Annotated in this window: 12 protein-coding genes; 6 read left to right on the top strand and 6 right to left on the bottom strand. The window is 71.8% G+C overall.

The window, feature by feature from the left end; translation table 11 throughout:
• Positions 1-108: 108 nt before the first annotated feature.
• From IE277_RS06160 to IE277_RS06140, 5 genes are read right to left on the bottom strand one after another with little or no spacing between them, the layout of a single operon-like run.
• Complete coding sequence (locus IE277_RS06160; RefSeq protein WP_189949131.1) at positions 109-1419, bottom strand: DUF58 domain-containing protein; 1311 nt, start codon at positions 1417-1419, stop codon at positions 109-111.
• Positions 1419-2408 (bottom strand): AAA family ATPase, encoded by a 990-nt coding sequence (locus IE277_RS06155; protein WP_189949262.1) that lies wholly within the window; start codon positions 2406-2408, stop codon positions 1419-1421. Before IE277_RS06155 ends, IE277_RS06160 begins: the two co-directional genes overlap by 1 nt.
• Positions 2408-3604, bottom strand: a complete 1197-nt coding sequence (locus IE277_RS06150; protein ID WP_189949130.1) for a DUF4350 domain-containing protein — start codon at positions 3602-3604, stop codon at positions 2408-2410. The genes IE277_RS06155 and IE277_RS06150 overlap by 1 nt, the downstream gene beginning before the upstream one ends.
• Positions 3601-4368: a DUF4129 domain-containing protein gene (locus IE277_RS06145; protein ID WP_189949129.1), complete on the bottom strand. Its 768-nt coding sequence runs from the start codon at positions 4366-4368 to the stop codon at positions 3601-3603. The genes IE277_RS06150 and IE277_RS06145 overlap by 4 nt, the downstream gene beginning before the upstream one ends.
• Positions 4369-4372: 4 nt before the next feature.
• Positions 4373-5743: a DUF7847 domain-containing protein gene (locus IE277_RS06140; protein ID WP_189949128.1), complete on the bottom strand. Its 1371-nt coding sequence runs from the start codon at positions 5741-5743 to the stop codon at positions 4373-4375.
• A 141-nt stretch (positions 5744-5884) separates the two neighbouring features.
• Between IE277_RS06140 and mtnA the strand changes: the two genes are divergently transcribed.
• Positions 5885-7015: an S-methyl-5-thioribose-1-phosphate isomerase gene (gene mtnA, locus IE277_RS06135; protein WP_189949127.1), complete on the top strand. Its 1131-nt coding sequence runs from the start codon at positions 5885-5887 to the stop codon at positions 7013-7015.
• Positions 7016-7065: 50 nt separating this feature from the next.
• On the opposite strand, the gene IE277_RS06130 is transcribed toward mtnA, so the two are convergent.
• Positions 7066-7314: an SCO4226 family nickel-binding protein gene (locus IE277_RS06130; RefSeq protein WP_189949126.1), complete on the bottom strand. Its 249-nt coding sequence runs from the start codon at positions 7312-7314 to the stop codon at positions 7066-7068.
• 259 nt (positions 7315-7573) lie between these two features.
• On the opposite strand from IE277_RS06130, the gene mtrA reads away from it, so the two are divergent.
• The 5 genes from mtrA (at position 7574) to hpf (ending at position 14281) form a co-directional block, all read left to right on the top strand.
• Positions 7574-8263, top strand: a complete 690-nt coding sequence (gene mtrA, locus IE277_RS06125; protein WP_189949125.1) for a two-component system response regulator MtrA — start codon at positions 7574-7576, stop codon at positions 8261-8263.
• A 1-nt stretch (position 8264) separates the two neighbouring features.
• Entirely contained in the window at positions 8265-10466 is a 2202-nt protein-coding gene (gene mtrB / locus IE277_RS06120) for an MtrAB system histidine kinase MtrB (RefSeq protein ID WP_189949118.1), read from the top strand.
• Entirely contained in the window at positions 10456-12291 is a 1836-nt protein-coding gene (locus IE277_RS06115) for an LpqB family beta-propeller domain-containing protein (protein WP_229880703.1), read from the top strand. Before mtrB ends, IE277_RS06115 begins: the two co-directional genes overlap by 11 nt.
• 137 nt (positions 12292-12428) lie before the next feature.
• The gene (locus tag IE277_RS06110) at positions 12429-13283 is read left to right on the top strand and encodes a ComF family protein (RefSeq protein WP_189949114.1); all 855 of its coding nucleotides are present in this window, start codon (positions 12429-12431) and stop codon (positions 13281-13283) included.
• A gap of 311 nt (positions 13284-13594) precedes the next feature.
• Positions 13595-14281, top strand: a complete 687-nt coding sequence (hpf, locus tag IE277_RS06105) for a ribosome hibernation-promoting factor, HPF/YfiA family (RefSeq protein ID WP_373310725.1) — start codon at positions 13595-13597, stop codon at positions 14279-14281.
• Positions 14282-14365 lie beyond the last annotated feature (84 nt).

Below are 14365 nucleotides of genomic sequence, written 5' to 3'. Positions count from 1 at the left end.
AGAGTAGGACGCCGCCGAACAAATTTTAGGAAAGGCCCACGCCGTATGGCGTGGGCCTTTTTGCGTTTGAGCCCAGGCTGTTCCCCGAAAGGGGTGAGCCGGAGCGGATCAGAGCCGGCCCGCCCCTTTCAGAGCCAGATACGCATCCGCCAATGCCGGCGCCAGATCCTCCGGCGTCGCGTCCACGACCGTCACCCCATGACGACGGAGCTGCTCAGCCGTGCGCTGACGTTCACTCTGCGCCTGAGCCGCTGCCGCGGCCTCGTACACCGCCTCCGTGTTCCCCCGGGCCTTCGCCATCCGAGCGATATGCGGGTCCGCGACCGAGGCGACCAGAAGGCTGTGTCGCTGGGTGAGCTGGGCAAGCACAGGAAGCAGACCCTGTTCCACAGGAGCCGCGTCGAGAGACGTGAGCAGCACGATCAAGGAGCGGCGAGGTGCCGTACGCAGCGCGGCCGCGGTGAGCCCGCGCGCGTCGGTCTCGAGGAGCTCCGGTTCCAGCGGGGCCATCGCGTTCACCAGACCTGGCAGTACGTCTCCTGCCGAGCTGCCCTGGACCAGAGCACGTACCCGGCGGTCGTACGCCAGGAGTGCCACGCGGTCGCCGGCTCGGGAGGCGAGCGCCGCGAGGAGGAGAGCCGCGTCCATGGAGGCGTCGAGGCGTGGTGCGTCGCCCACACGGCCGGCGGAGGTACGGCCGGTGTCGAGGACGAGCAGGATGTGACGGTCGCGTTCCGGGCGCCAGGTACGGACGGCGACGGCGGACTGGCGGGCGGTGGCTCGCCAGTCGATCGAGCGGGTGTCGTCGCCGGGGACGTACTCGCGCAGGCTGTCGAACTCCGTTCCCTCGCCACGGGTCAGCACGCTCGTGCGGCCGTCGAGTTCGCGCAGTCGCGCGAGCTTCGACGGGAGATGCTTGCGGCTGGTGAACGGGGGCAGGACCCGCACGGCCCAGGGCAGCTTGTGGGTGCCTTGGCGGGAGAACAGCCCGAGAGGGCCGTAGGAGCGGATCGTCACCCGGTCGGCCTGGCGATCGCCGCGCCGGGTGGGGCGCAGTCGGGTCGTCACACGTCTGCGTTCGCCCGGAGGCACGGTCAGACGGTGCCTGGAGGCCTCCGTCTCGGTGCCGGGCTGCCAGCTGCTGGGCGGCCACGCGTCGCGCAGCCGCGCTCGCAGAGGGCGACGGGACGGGTTGGTGACCGTGACCGTGACGTCGGCGGTTTCGCCGAGTCGGATGGAGGTGTCGCCGGACCGGGACAGGACGAGCCGTCGTACCGGCGCGGCGAGTGCGTAGTCGCAGGCGCAGGCCAGGGCCAGTGGGCCGTTTACCGCGAGGATGCCCGTCCAGCCCGGTTCCAGGACGCCGACGGGGATCGAACCGAGGGCCGCGAGAAGAGCGGCGCGTCCGGTGAGCGCCATCAGCGGGGGACCGGGACGTGCGTGAGGACGGCATTGATGACGGAGTCTGCCGTCACGCCCTCCATCTCTGCTTCGGGGCGCAGCTGGATCCGGTGCCGCAGGGCGGGCAGGGCGAGGGCCTTCACATCGTCGGGGATGACGTAGTCGCGGCCCGTCAGCCAGGCCCAGGCGCGGGAGGCGGCCAGCAGCGCGGTGGCACCGCGCGGGGAGACGCCGAGGGTGAGGGAGGGCGACTCTCGGGTGGCGCGGCAGATGTCCACGACGTAGGCGGTGATCTCGGGGGACACCGTCGTCTTGGTGACGGCGCTGCGGGCGGCTTCCAGGTCGGCGGGGCCGGCGACCGGGCGTACGCCGGCGGCGCGCAGGTCGCGCGGGTCGAAGCCCGAGGCATGGCGGGTCAGGACGTCGATCTCGTCCTGCCGGGAGGGCAGCGGGATCGTCAGTTTGAGCAGGAAGCGGTCCAGCTGGGCTTCGGGGAGAGGGTAGGTGCCCTCGTATTCGACGGGGTTCTGTGTCGCGGCGACCAGGAACGGCTCGGGGAGCGGGCGCGGGGTGCCGTCGACCGTGACCTGGCGCTCCTCCATGGCTTCGAGGAGAGCGGACTGGGTCTTGGGCGGCGTGCGGTTGATCTCGTCCGCGAGGAGGAGGTTGGTGAAGACCGGGCCGGGCTGGAAGGAGAACTCGGCGGAGCGGGTGTCGTAGACGAGGGAGCCGGTGACGTCGCTCGGCATCAGGTCCGGGGTGAACTGGACGCGCTTGGTGTCGAGTTCGAGTGCGGACGCCAGGGTACGGACGAGCAACGTTTTGGCGACCCCGGGGACTCCTTCTAGCAGGACGTGTCCGCGGCACAGGAGAGCGACGACGAGGCCGGTCACGGCGGGGTCCTGGCCGACCACGGCTTTGGCGATCTCGGCGCGCAGGGTTTCCAGCGAGGCGCGTGCGGTGCTCGCGTCCCCGGTGGTCCCGGCGTTGTCAGTGGTCGGGTCCATCATGGACGGCGTACCTCTCTTTCGAGGGCGTCGAGTTGGTCGGTCAGTGCGATGAGGGCCGCGTCGTCGCCGGGCGGCGCCCCGAAGAGGAGGGAGTGCAGGGTCTGTCCGTCGCCGGAGAGGTGGGCGGACAGGGCGGGCAGCAGGGCCTCGGGCGCGTGCGCCTGGGTGACGGGGACACCGACGAGGGGGGCGAGCCGGGTGCGGGTGGCGGAGCGAAGAGCGGCGGCCGCGCGGTCGCGGGCGTCGGCCTTGCGGTAGAGGCGGGCGCGGCCTTCGGTGGTCTCGGAGGCGCGGATCGCTACGGGGAGTCTTTCGGGTACCAGCGGGCCGAAGCGGCGTGCCCGCCAGAAGGCGGCGACGAGCGCTGCGATGAACAACTGCAGGGTGCCCCAGAGCCAGCCCGAGGGGAGCAGGTCGAGGAAGTTCTTCCGGCCGCCGGTGTCGGTGGCCGAGGTGTCGGCGAGCGAGGGGAGGTACCAGACCAGATGGGGGCGGGAGCCGAGGAGTTGGAGGGCGAGCGAGGCGTTGCCCTGCTTGTCGAGTCGGTCGTTGTAGAGGATGTCGGGCGCGCCGAGTACGACGGTGTCACCGCCCCCGGATGCCTCGGGGATGCGCAGCACGGTGGCGAGCCGGTTGCTGGGGTAGCAGGAGTCGGCGTCGAGGTGGGTGGTGGTGTAGCGGACGCCGCCGGTGTCGGCGGAGCCCGCGCGCCGGGCCTCGGGCAGGGTGCAGTCGGGGGCGAGTGTGGTGCCGGTGCTGATGGCGGGGTCCGCGGTGACACCGGGGGCGAGCCGCTCGACGGACGGGCCGCCGGCCGCGACGAGTACGGTGCGCCCGCCGGAGGCCGCGGTGGCCCGGTGCAGCCAGCTCTGTTGACGGTCCGTCAGAAGATCGGGTACGGCGATCAGGAGAGTGGTGTCCGGCCCGACGGCGGTGCGTGCCGCGCCGAGTGTGGTGACCACGCGTGTGGAGACGCCCCGGTCGGCGAGGAGTTGGGCGACGGCGCGGCTGCCGTAGGGGTCGGCGGAGCGCGGGTCCAGTTCGCCGTGCCGGGCGGTGGAGCGTACGGCGGCCATGGCGACGGCCGCCGCCAGGATCAGTACGACGGCGAGTGCGATGCCCCGCGCGCGGGTCCACACCTGGCGGACGGCGGGTGCGGTGGAGGTCGTCGGCAGCGTGGCCTCGGCAGTCACTCGGCGGCCCCCCGGTGGGTGGTGGGGGCCGTGCTGGTGGTGCTGTGGGCGAGTGCGGGCCGGGTGCGTTCCAGGTCGCGGTCGAGTCCGGCGATGCGGTGGTACGACTCCTCGGTGGCCCTGCGCCCGCCGTATGTCACGTCGTCGAACTCGCGGGCCGCGGCGCGCAGTCGGTCGGTGTGTACGGGCAGGGTCCGGCCGGCCTCGGCGGCTGCCTCGTCGGCGGTGCGGCCCGGACGGGCGTCGAGCAGGGTGCGTTCCTCCAGAGAGCGGACGATGGCCCGCATGCGTTCCTGTACGGCCTGGTTCCAGTGGCCCTGGGCCGCGTGCGCCTCGGCGGCGGCGCGGTGTTCGGCGGCGTTGCGGGGGCCGTCGTCGAACAGGACGGCGGTGGAGGAGGGTTGCCGGCGCGGGGTGCCGAGCCGCCACCACAGGGCGGCCAGGACGGCGACGACGAACAGGACCACGACGATCAGGCCGATCGTGCCGCCGGGTGTCGCCGAGGCGGCCGAGTCGAGCAGCCGGTCGAGCCAGTCCCAGAACGCCTTCAGCGCCCGCTGGAACAGCCCGGGGTCGTTCTCGTGGTACATCCGTTTGGACAGTTCGCGGCGAGCCGCCTCCCGCGCCGGGTCACGCGGGATGGTCACCGGCGGCTCGGCTCCCGAGCCGCCTGCCGCGCGGGCCGTGCGCAGCAGGCTTCGTACGACCGTGCCGCCGGCTTCCGACGGGGCCGCTGTCGTGAGCACTCCCCCCGTGAGGCTCACCGAGTCAGCTCCCCGGGACGGGACCGGGGGCGCCGGAGCCGGCGTCCTGGACACCGGCGGCGCGGGCCAGTTCGAGGTCGAGGGCCTCGCGGCGGATGCGCTGGTCGATGTAGAGGAGCACGGTGACGCCCGCGCTGATCGGCAGGGTGAGCGCGGTGCCGATCAGGGCGCCGATGCCCTGGATGATCAGGGCGGCCCAGCCGATGTGTCCGCCGCCGGTGCCGAGCATGTCGTCCACGCCGTCGCCGCTCACGGCGGCCCCGATGGCGGTGAAGGGGATGCTGATGAGCGCCTCGACGATCCTGACGATGAGCGCGGTGAGCAGCAGGATGCCGAAGGTGCGCCACCAGGCGCCGCGTACCAGCTTCGCGGAGCGGCTCATGGCCTTGACGATGCTCTGGCGTTCCAGCATCAGGGCGGGCGTCGACAGGCAGAAGCGGATCAGCAGCCACACCGAGACGATGATGGCGCCGAGGATGCCCAGGGCCAGCAGCGCCGCCCCGCTGTTGTCGCTGCCGCCGAAGGCCAGGACGAGAATTCCGGGCAGTGCCCCGGCGAAGAGCACGCCGATGACGATCAGGCCCAACAGGATGAGCAGCCCGAACAGCTTGAGGAGTTGCGGGCGGGCGTCCCGCCAGGCCTCGCCGATGCTGACCGGCCTGCCGAGGACGGCACGGCTGGTGATGGTCGTGAGCAGGGCGGTGGCGATGACCACGGCGACGCCGGAGATCAGCGTGACGATGCCGGTGCCGAGCATGACGTCGGGCAGGGCGCGGAAGACGTCGTCAGGCCGGGCGTCGGGGGCGTTGACCCGAACCTGTGCGAGGGCGTCGTTCAGGACGAAGCCCTGCACGAGGACGAGGCTGACTGCCGAGAACAGGGCGACGGCCAACGAGATGCCGAGCACCGTGCGCCAGTAGGTGCGCATGGTGGAGACGGCGCCGTCGAGGATCTCGCCGACGCCGAGCGGGCGCAGCGGGATGACGCCGGGCTTGGCCGCGGGCGGGGGACCGCCCCAGCCGCCGCCCCAGCCGCCGTAGCCTCCGGGGTTGCCGTGACCGCCGTAGCCGGGGGGCGGGCCGCCTCCGGGGCCTCCGGGGCCGGCGGGCGGACGGGGGCCCCAGCCCGGTCCGGGCGGAGGGGGCGGCGGGGCCTGGTTCGGGCTGGGGGCACCCGTGGGCGCGGACCACTGGCCGGGTGGCGGCTGCTCCTTGGACCACTTCACGCCTGGATGCTGCGCGTTCGCGTCCGACTGGGGCTCGGGTGTGCTGTCGCCGGGGCGGTCGGCAGGCTCTGCGGGACCGGACGCGCCGGGTTCCCGCCCCTCGTTCGACGGGGCGGATCCGGGCGAGGCCCAGCCCGGAGTGTCTGTCATCGAAGCTCCTTCTCGACGCCCGTCCGCGGTCGCGGCGGCAGGTTGGCTGCCATCGTGCCATGGGGTGGTCACGGGGGTACCGGCCGCGGTGGGGACTGGACGCCTTCCATTGTTCCGCCGGATCCGGGGCAGACTGACCGCATGGCTGATCAGCAGGCGCGAACGGACGGGAACAAGCGGTCGACCGAGATACCCGTGATCCGATGGGAGGAGCCACCTGAAGGCCCTGTGCTGGTGCTTCTCGACCAGACACGGCTGCCGGCCGAGGAGGTCGAGCTGGTGTGCACGGACGCACCGGCGCTGGTGGAGGCGATCCGCTCGCTCGCCGTGCGCGGGGCGCCGCTGCTCGGGATCGCGGGCGCGTACGGTGTCGCGCTCGCCGCCACGCGCGGCTTCGACGTGGCCGAGGCGGCGGTCGCGCTCAAGGGCGCCCGGCCCACCGCGGTGAACCTGTCGGTCGGCGTGCGCCGGGCCGAGGCCGCGCACCAGGCCGCGCTGGCGAAGACCGGAGACCCGGCCGCGGCGGCCGCGGCGGCTCTCGCCGCGGCGCGGTCGCTGCACCGGGAGGACGCCGAGGCCAGTGCCCGGATGGCGGCCCACGGTCTGGCGTTCCTGGACGAGCTGCTGCCCGGCGGCGGACACCGGATCCTTACCCACTGCAACAGCGGTTCGCTGGTGTCGGGCGGCGAGGGCACGGCCTTCGCGGTGGCGCTCGCGGCGCACCGTGAGGGACGGCTGCGGCGGCTGTGGGTGGACGAAACACGTCCGTTGCTGCAGGGCGCCCGCCTGACGGCGTACGAAGCGGCCCGCAGCGGCATGGCGTACACCTTGCTCACCGACAACGCGGCGGGTTCCCTGTTCGCGGCGGGTGAGGTGGACGCGGTGCTGATCGGTGCGGACCGGATCGCGGCCGACGGCTCGGTGGCGAACAAGGTGGGGAGTTATCCGCTCGCCGTGCTGGCGCGGTACCACCATGTGCCGTTCATCGTGGTGGCGCCGGTGACGACGGTCGATCCGGGCACCCCCGACGGGGCGTCCATCGAGGTCGAGCAGCGGCCCGGCTCCGAGGTGACCGAACTTTCGGTACCCCAGGTACCGGTGACGGGGCCGGGGGGCGGGCTTCCGGTGGCGCCGCTGGGAACCCAGGCATACAACCCGGCGTTCGATGTGACGCCGCCCGAGCTGGTGACGGCCATCGTCACCGAGGAGGGGGCCGTTTCACCCGTGACGGCCGAGACTCTCGCGGAGCTGTGCGCCAGGTCGTGCCCGTGACGATCGGACGGGGAGACGGCACGCCTTCGGTGCTCGGGTAGCCTCTTTGTTCACGCGGTCAGGGGTACCGGATGGACCTCGTCGGCCAGGTGGCCAGCACGTTCGTGGATGCGCTGGACCGCTTCGGCCGAGGGGGCCTCGGAGAGGCAGTAGACCGTGCCGGACTCGGGGTCAGCCCAGGCTCTCTCGAAATGGACGCCTTCTTCCTTCTCGATGGCGAGGTCGGCCCTGTGGGCCTGCATCAGCTGATCGGCCGTGATGCCCTTCATCCCGTGGTGGACATCCATGAACTGGGGCATGGCGTTGTGCCTCCTTCCGGCTGTCGCGTCCCGGCGTACCGCGGCGTGGCTTGTCAGGTCCGCCATGTCCCATCATGTGCCTGTACGACTGCGATGGCGACCGCCGCTCCCCGGTCAGGAGCTGAGCGACGTCAGGGCCGACATCTGTGACTGACATCGACGTCGGCGGACAGGGGCAGACAGTGACGGCTCCGTACGACTATCGTCACCGGCCAGTGACCTCGCTCACCAGCGCCTCTGTCACTGTTACGAGAATGGGATGATGTCGTTTATGAAGGGACGAGTCCTTGTCGTCGACGACGACACCGCACTGGCCGAGATGCTCGGCATCGTGTTGCGTGGTGAAGGTTTTGAGCCGTCTTTCGTAGCCGACGGCGACAAGGCGCTGGCCGCTTTCCGGGAGACCAAGCCCGATCTGGTGCTGCTCGACCTGATGCTGCCCGGACGGGACGGCATCGAGGTGTGCCGGCTGATCCGGGGAGAGTCCGGGGTGCCGATCGTGATGCTCACGGCGAAGAGCGACACCGTCGATGTCGTCGTGGGCCTGGAGTCGGGCGCCGATGACTACATCGTCAAGCCGTTCAAGCCGAAGGAGCTGGTCGCCCGGATCCGGGCGCGCCTGCGCAGGTCGGAGGAGCCGGCGCCGGAGCAGCTGACCATCGGTGACCTGGTCATCGACGTGGCCGGGCACTCGGTGAAGCGGGACGGGCAGTCGATCGCACTGACCCCGCTGGAGTTCGACCTGCTGGTCGCGCTCGCCCGCAAGCCGTGGCAGGTGTTCACGCGTGAGGTGCTGCTCGAACAGGTGTGGGGCTACCGCCACGCCGCCGACACGCGGCTCGTCAACGTGCACGTCCAGCGGCTGCGTTCCAAGGTCGAGAAGGACCCGGAGCGCCCGGAGATCGTGGTGACCGTCCGTGGCGTCGGTTACAAGGCCGGACCCAGCTGACATGTCCGGGGACAGCGCCGCTTCGGCCCCCGGTCGGCCCGGGGCCCGTCCGGGGCGGCCTGTCGGCCGGACGGCTGGTGCGCGGTTCAGGAGTCTTTTCGAGGGCGGGCTGCTCGAGGGCGGGGTTCAGGGGAGCCCGGTCCTCAGGCTGTTCCTGCGCTGGGTGCGCCGCCCGCTGCTGCCGGTGATGCGGCTGTGGCGGCGCAACATCCAGCTGAGGGTCGTCGCCACGACACTCGTGATGTCGCTGGGCGTCGTCCTGCTGCTGGGTTTCGTCGTGATCGGGCAGGTGCGCAACGGCCTGCTGGACGCGAAGGTGAGGGCCTCGCAGAGCCAGGCCACCGGAGGTTTCGCGGTGGCCAAGCAGAAGGCCGACGAGGCGGCCAGTGGTGCCGGTACGGGCGCGGCCACCGGGAGCGGCACCGCCGACGGCACGTCGACCACGGACGGCCGTCCGTCGCAGAACGTCATCCCGTGGATGAGCGACCTCGTGGAGTCCTTGTCCAGTGGTGGCGCGGGCGCCTTCAATGTCGTCACGCTGCCCGTGGGAGACGACAGCGGCGGCGGGCGCAGCCCCCGTGGCTCCGGGTACGTCAACGCGACCTCCAGCGTGCCCACCGATCTGCGCGATCGGGTCAACAGCGGTACGACGGCCGCGCAGAGCTACACCCGGATCACGTACTCCAACGGCAAGGAGTCGCAGCCGGCGCTGGTCATCGGCAAGCAGGTCAACGACCCCAACGGGCGGCCGTACGAGCTGTACTACCTCTTCCCGCTCACGCAGGAGGAGAAGTCCCTCAGCCTGGTCAAGGGCACCCTCGCGACCGCCGGGCTGTTCGTCGTCGTGCTGCTCGGGGCCATCGCCTGGCTGGTGGTGCGTCAGGTCGTCACACCGGTGCGGATGGCGGCCGGGATCGCGGAGCGGCTGTCCGCCGGGCGGTTGCAGGAGCGGATGAAGGTCACCGGCGAGGACGACATCGCGCGCCTGGGCGAGGCCTTCAACAAGATGGCGCAGAACCTCCAGCTGAAGATCCAGCAGCTGGAGGACCTGTCGCGGATGCAGCGCCGGTTCGTCTCGGACGTCTCGCACGAGCTGCGTACGCCGCTGACGACCGTCCGGATGGCCGCCGACGTCATCCATGAGGCGCGCGAGGACTTCGACCCGGTGACCTCGCGGTCGGCGGAGCTGCTCGCCGACCAGCTGGACCGCTTTGAGTCGCTGCTCGCGGACCTGCTGGAGATCAGCCGCTTCGACGCGGGCGCGGCGGCGCTGGAGGCCGAGCCGATAGACCTCAGGGAGGTCGTCCGGCGCGTGGTCAGCGGCGCCGAGCCGCTCGCGGAGCGCAAGGGCACGCACATACGCGTGCTGGGCGATCAGCAGCCCGTCGTCGCCGAGGCCGACGCCCGGCGCGTGGAGCGCGTACTGCGCAACCTCGTCGTCAACGCCGTCGAGCACGGCGAGGGCAAGGACGTCATCGTCAAGCTCGCCGCGGCGGGCGGCGCGGTCGCCGTCGCCGTCCGCGACTACGGCGTGGGCCTCAAGCCGGGCGAGGCGACGCGCGTCTTCAGCCGCTTCTGGCGGGCGGACCCGGCACGCGCGCGGACCACCGGCGGTACGGGCCTCGGGCTGTCGATCGCCCTGGAGGACGCGCGGCTGCACGGCGGCTGGCTGCAGGCCTGGGGCGAGCCGGGCGGTGGCTCCCAGTTCCGGCTGACGCTGCCGAGGACCGCGGACGAGCCGCTACGGGGCTCGCCGATACCGCTGGAGCCCAAGGACTCGCGCCGCAATCGCGGCCTCGACGAGGCCGGTCTGCCCGGCGGAGCCGAGGAGAAGCGGGCGACCGTACCCGTGCAGCAGGGCGGCGGCCAGACACCCGCGCTGCCGCCGCGCGCCCCGATCGCGCCGCGGCTGAGCGCCGTCGCGCCCGCCGCCGATCCGGCCGCACTGCCCGGCAACGGCAACGGCGCGCGTGTGGTGCCCCGGCCCACGGGTGGCGCACGGCGCACGGACGACAGGGCTGCCGTGGATACGGACGGCAAGGCCGCCGTGGATCCGGCACCCGAGGCGGGCGCGGCCCGTCCGGACGCGGCCGGGCCACAGGACGACGCGGTTGGGCCGAAGAACCACGTGGCCGAGCCGCAGGACCACGTGGCTGGGCCGCAGGACTCGATGGAGCCAGGGGAGGCATTTCGTGGGCGCTGACCGCACGGGGGGCGCTCGGCCCAGGCCGGGACGCGCGGTGGCGTACACCGCCTTGGGGGCCGTACTGCTGGCCGGGTGCGCCTCGATGCCCGACAGCGGGGACCTGAAGAACGTGGAGTCCACGCCGCGGCAGGACACCGGGGTCCGGGTGTTCGCCGTGCCGCCGGCCGAGGGCGCCGGGCCCGCCGAGATCATGCAGGGCTTCCTGGAGGCGCTGACCAGCGACGATCCGGGGTATGACACGGCCCGCAAGTACCTGACGTCCGACGCGGCGAGCACTTGGCGGCCGGATCGGTCGACCACGGTCCTCGCGGGCGGACCGAGCATCGAGCCCGGCTGCCGGGCGGGTGGCAGCCCGGATCTGCCCAGCAGCATCACCTGTGTCCTGGCGGGCAGCCGGGTCGCGACCGTGGACGGGCAGCAGGCGTATCAGCCGACCGGTGGTTCCTTCCGCAGGAAGGTGCATCTCACGCGGAACCCCAAGGACGGTCAGTGGCGCATCGACAAGCTGCCCGACGGGGTCGTCATGGGCAAGTCGGACTTCCAGCGCAACTACACGTCCGTCGACAAGTACTACTTCGCTTCCGACACGGTGGTCAGGTCGACGGGGCAGCCGGTGGCGGTCGCCGATCCGGTGTTCGTGCGCAGCAAGGTGGACCCGATGACGCAGATGGTCCGCTCGCTGCTGGCCGGCCCCTCCGGCTGGCTCGACCCGGTCGTCAGGTCCGGCTTCCCGATGGGTACGGCGCTGCAGAAGGACGTGTCGGGTCTGGCGCCGGACGACCAGAACAAGCTGACCGTGCCGCTGAACCTGAAGGATTCCCAGGTCAAGGCGACCAGTTGCACCGAGATGGCGACGCAGGTGCTGTTCACCCTGCGGAACCTGGCGCCGACGCTGGAGTCGGTCGAGTTGCAGGGTGTCGGCGGCCACCGGCTGTGCGACCTGAGCGAGGAGCGCGCCGAGTCCGCCGCCTGGCACGGGTCGGCCAAGAGCCCCGACAACCTGTACTACCTCGACGGCAAGCACCGGCTGGTACGGATGCCGACGGGGAGCACGAACACCGACGCCCTCGCCGTGCCGGGGCCGCTGGGCGAGGGTGCCAAGGCGCTTGAGTCGGTGGCGGTGTCGCGGGACGAGCACTCTGCGGCCGGGGTCGGTGACCAGGGCAGATCCTTGTACATGACCTCGCTGACGACGGGTGCTTCGCTGGGCGGCGCGCTGGTGACCAGCCAGGGCCCGACCGCCCACGACCGGCTGACGACGCCGAGCTGGGACGCCCGCGGCGACCTGTGGGTGGCCGACCGCGACCCGCAGCGCGCCCGGCTCTACATCCTGCGGCAGGGCGCCACCAAGGCCGAGCAGGTCGCGGTCCCGGACCTGCCCGGCCAGATCACGGACGCCCGGGTGGCGGGCGACGGTGTGCGGATCGCGCTGGTCGTGGAGAAGGACGACAAGCAGTCCCTGCTCATCGGCCGCGTCCAGCACGGCGACGGCACCGGTCAGGGCATGTCGGTCGTCGACCTGCGCTCGGCCGCGCCCGACCTGGAGCAGGTCACCGCCCTGTCGTGGGCAGGTGACAGCAGGCTGCTCGTCGTCGGCCGGGAGCAGGGCGGTGTGCTGCAGATGAGGTACGTCCAGGTCGACGGCTCCACACTCGACGGTCCGACGCCGGGCGGGCTTCCCGGCGTCAAGGCGATCGCCGCGTCCGAGGACGAGCGGGTGCCGCTGGTGGCCTACTCGGACGACGGGATCGTACGGCTGCCGTCCGGGGCGCAGTGGCAGAAGGTGGACAAGGACGGTACGGCACCGGTCTATCCGGGCTGAACACCGCGTCTCCATTCCGGGCTGAACACCGCGTCTCCATCCGGGCTGGACACCGTCTCGCGCGCTACCCGGCGTTGTCCACAGGGGGTTTTCCACAGGGGTGGCAGAGCCGCTTCGGCGTTGGCACAGTGGTGCACATGCGGGGGTGGTGGCGGGACCTCACCGACCTGGTGCTGCCGGCCGACTGCACGGGCTGCGGAGCACCTCGTACGGTGCTCTGCCCACGGTGCCGGGCCGCGCTGTGCGGACGCGCGCCGCGGCGGGTGCGGCCGGTGCCGGAGCCGGCCGGGCTGCCGGTGGTGCACGCGGCCGCTCCGTACGCGGGCGAGGTGCGCACACTGCTCCTCGCGCACAAGGAACGGGGCGCGCTGTCTCTCGCGGGAGTGCTGGGTGTGGCTCTGGCGGGGGCGGTGCGGGCGGGGCTCGGCGGCAGTGGTGCCGGGGAAGCGGGTCTGCGGCCCGTGCTGCTCGTCCCCGTGCCCTCCGCCCGGTGGGCCGTGCGGGCGCGTGGGCACGATCCGGTGCGGCGGATGGCGCTCGCGGCGGCCGGGGAGCTGCGGCGCAGTGGCACGCCCGCCAGGGTGGCGGCCGTGCTGTGTCAGCGGCGGGCCGTGGCGGACCAGGCCGGGCTCGACGCCCGGCGGCGCCTCGCGAACCTCGCGGGCGCCCTGGAGGTCACGGCGGGCGGTGCCCGGCTCCTCGGCGGCGGACAGGTCGTGCTCGTGGACGACCTGATCACGACCGGTGCGAGCCTCGCGGAGGCGGCACGAGTCGTACGGGAGGTGGCGGAAGAGCGAACCATAGGGGGAACGGTCGTGTACGAGGGCGTAACTCGGGAAGGAAGGGATGAACGACGGATCGGAGCACGGCAGGAGAGCGGGAAGTGGATGCATGGTGCACCGGAAAAGGGGGCGTTGAACGCCCTCGGGGGTGTACTCCATGCGGCCGTGATCGCCGCTCCGCGGGATTCTTTTGAAATAAACAGGAACTGACCGCTGACTCGCATCGTTGCAGGTAGCGAGAGGCGCAATTCACCTGAACGGAGGTACGCCGGAGTAGAGGGTGACGACATCCGTCCGGGCGAGATATGTTCGGTTGTGAGGAAAGGCGCAGGCCACACCTCGCATATCGGAATGCCGTGCCATGGGTTTTCCACAAACACCGGGCCGGCGGGGTGGAGATCTCGCCCTTGGGGGAGGAGGAGGTGGACGTCACCGAGTCCGAGGTCCGGTGCTCACCGGATCTGGTGCAAGAGGGAGATGCTCCGCCGCTGGAGCGGAGCGATCCGGGAACGGAGTTCTGCGTGGACATCGTCGTCAAAGGCCGCAAGACCGAGGTGCCCGAGCGGTTCCGCAAGCACGTGGCCGAGAAGCTGAAGCTGGAGAAGATCCAGAAGCTCGACGGCAAGGTGATCAGCCTCGACGTCGAGGTGTCCAAGGAGCCCAACCCCCGACAGGCCGACCGCTGTGACCGAGTGGAGATCACGCTCCGCTCCCGCGGTCCGGTGATCCGGGCGGAGGCGGCGGCCAGCGACCCGTACGCGGCACTCGACCTCGCCGCGGAGAAACTGGACGCCCAGCTGCGCAAGCAGCACGACAAGCGGTTCTCGCGCCGTGGCGCACGGCGGATCTCGGCGGCCGAGGTCCCCGACCACGTCCCTGGCGCGGCCACGCTGAACGGCAATGGTCTGCCCGTCCAGGAGGACGAGGCGGACGGAGTGCCGACGAAGAAGATCGGCTCGCTGGAGGTCAAGGGTGAGGGCCCCCTCGTCGTCCGGGAGAAGACCCATGTCGCCGCTCCGATGAGCCTGGACCAGGCCCTCTATGAGATGGAACTGGTCGGCCACGACTTCTACTTGTTCGTCGACTCGGAGACGAAGGAACCGAGCGTCGTCTACCGGCGACATGCCTACGACTACGGTGTGATCCACCTCAACACGGACCCGATGGTCGCGCAGCTGCCCGCGACGGGGGGCGCGCTGGGCGGCTGACGTCACCCGGCCGACGTCGAGCCGGTGCCCCTGGAAGCGCGTGTGCGCCCCCAGGGGCACCTGTGTGCGACCACTTCACGCCCC

Origin of the sequence: Streptomyces alanosinicus (genome assembly GCF_014650595.1) — a bacterium.
GTDB lineage: Bacteria > Actinomycetota > Actinomycetes > Streptomycetales > Streptomycetaceae > Streptomyces > Streptomyces alanosinicus.
Note: the sequence above shows the minus strand (reverse complement) of the source record. Positions and strands in the feature narration are given on the sequence as shown.

What these genes read in the sequence shown, in the direction of transcription:
- IE277_RS06160 (WP_189949131.1), bottom strand. Translation starts at nt 1,419, where the DNA reads ATGGCGCTCACCGGACGCGCCGCTCTTCTCGCGGCCCTCGGTTCGATC.
- IE277_RS06155 (WP_189949262.1), bottom strand. Translation starts at nt 2,408, where the DNA reads ATGGACCCGACCACTGACAACGCCGGGACCACCGGGGACGCGAGCACC.
- IE277_RS06140 (WP_189949128.1), bottom strand. Translation starts at nt 5,743, where the DNA reads ATGACAGACACTCCGGGCTGGGCCTCGCCCGGATCCGCCCCGTCGAAC.
- mtnA (WP_189949127.1), top strand. Translation starts at nt 5,885, where the DNA reads ATGGCTGATCAGCAGGCGCGAACGGACGGGAACAAGCGGTCGACCGAG.
- IE277_RS06130 (WP_189949126.1), bottom strand. Translation starts at nt 7,314, where the DNA reads ATGCCCCAGTTCATGGATGTCCACCACGGGATGAAGGGCATCACGGCC.
- mtrA (WP_189949125.1), top strand. Translation starts at nt 7,574, where the DNA reads ATGATGTCGTTTATGAAGGGACGAGTCCTTGTCGTCGACGACGACACC.
- mtrB (WP_189949118.1), top strand. Translation starts at nt 8,265, where the DNA reads ATGTCCGGGGACAGCGCCGCTTCGGCCCCCGGTCGGCCCGGGGCCCGT.
- IE277_RS06110 (WP_189949114.1), top strand. Translation starts at nt 12,429, where the DNA reads ATGCGGGGGTGGTGGCGGGACCTCACCGACCTGGTGCTGCCGGCCGAC.